This window comes from Pseudomonas sp. ABFPK, from assembly GCF_001586765.1.
GTDB lineage: Bacteria > Pseudomonadota > Gammaproteobacteria > Pseudomonadales > Pseudomonadaceae > Aquipseudomonas > Aquipseudomonas asiatica.
Genome location: NZ_LQXW01000072.1, coordinates 1 through 1,715 on the forward strand (window position 1 = coordinate 1; position 1,715 = coordinate 1,715).

The 1,715-nt window shown below is 57.0% G+C and carries 1 protein-coding gene and 1 pseudogene; both read right to left on the reverse strand.

The features are described 5' to 3' along the window. Positions 1-119: 119 nt before the first annotated feature. Positions 120-1,238 (reverse strand): annotated as a pseudogene (locus tag WM94_RS26705) (glutathione-independent formaldehyde dehydrogenase); the annotation flags it as partial. Between the two features lie 146 nt (positions 1,239-1,384). Then, positions 1,385-1,624, reverse strand: coding sequence for a sensor histidine kinase (locus WM94_RS31255; protein ID WP_306659661.1), 240 nt, complete (start codon positions 1,622-1,624; stop codon positions 1,385-1,387). Between the last annotated feature and the right edge of the window lie 91 nt (positions 1,625-1,715).

The following is a 1,715-nucleotide window of genomic DNA, read 5'->3' on the forward strand; positions in this document are numbered from 1 at the left end:
CCCGGTTGAGTGGCCGGATGACCGTGGAATCAGTGGTCGGATACGCGTGGAATGGGTGGCCGGATCACCGTGGAATCGGTGGTCAGATGCTTATGGAATGGGTGGCCAGATGACCGTGGAATCCGCATCCAGCCATCATCCCGCGCATCAAAGTGCTTGTAGGCATCTGGGCCTTCGGCCAGTTTCAAACGATGGGAAATGATCTGCGAGGGCTTGGCGCGCCCATGATGGATGAGCTCTGCCAGGCGGCGATTATAGGCCTTCACATTCGCCTGGCCTGTCCGGATCTGTTGGCCCTTGAACCAGAACGCACCGAAGTCGAAGGCCATCTTGCCCTGCTTCGCCAGTTCGTTTTTCGCTCCAGGATCCTCTGGCACGAACACTCCAACCACGCCTATGCCACCAGTGGCCTTGGTTGAAGCGACCAAGTTGTTCATGGTGAGGTAGTTCGCTTCATGGCCATGCTTGTCGCAGCACTGGTAACCGACGCACTCACAGCCTCTGTCGGTGCCTTTGCCGTGAGTAAGGTTCATGATCTCTTCCACGGCCTTCTGCTCGACTGCATTGATAGGGGTTGCGCCAAGCTGCGCGGCGAGTTGCAGGCGATCCGGTTGGTTGTCGATGACAAACACCTGGGACGCGCCTTTGATGATTGCCGAATGGGCCGCCATCAGGCCGACAGGCCCTGCGCCGTAAATCGCAATGCTTTCACCCGGCAGCAAACCGGCAAGCTCTGTTGCATGCCAGCCTGTAGGGAAGATATCCGAGAGCATGACATAGTCATCCTCACGCTCCTGGGCATCTTCCGGCAGCACCAGGCAGTTGAAATCCGCATAGGGCACACGCAGCAGCTCGGCCTGCCCGCCCTGATACGGGCCCATCTCGGCAAAACCGTAAGCCGCGCCCGCAGCACCAGGATTCGCTGTAAGGCAGAATCCAGTGAGGCCTTTCTCACAGTTCTCACAGAACCCGCAGCCGATATTGAAAGGTAGACAGACTCGGTCACCGACTTTGACCCGGTCGACCCCTGCCCCTACCTCGATTACCTCACCGAGATTTTCGTGACCAAAAACTCTCCCGGCTTCGAACGAGGTTCGGCCCTCGTACATGTGCAAATCAGAACCGCAGATGTTGGTCGTGGTAATGCGTACCAGCACGTCCATAGGCTTTTCGATTTTCGCGTCCGGTACATCCTTGACCGAGACGTCACGTGGGCCGTTGTACACGATTGCTTTCATGCTGAACTCCCGATCGTCAGGGGCTACAGAAATGCGCCCTACTCTGTTCAGGTGAATGCAGCGTCAGTACGTTCAGCATGTTGATGGTAGAGGCAGACCGGTGGCGCTAAATGCTGTCGCTCCCACCGGAGCAGGGATCGCGTGGACTATGAGGTTGGAAGCGAGAATCGGAACACACTGCCATACTGCACACTGGATTCGACATCGATGGCACCACCATGTCGGGCAACAATTTCACCGACGATGAACAGGCCAAGGCCCAATCCCCCTGACGCTGCATGGTGCTCCGAAGTCAAACGCGAATAGAGGGTCTGGCCACGCCAGTCATCCCCAACGATAAACCGCGCTAGGGATGCTCCGATCAACTTGTCGTGCAGCCGCGGCAAGTTGCAATTTTCCAGGCACCTACAGCGTCATTGGACGAAAAGTGACCGAAAAATCATGTACGGAGAGCTTTTTCGACCGGTTCTCCGTGTT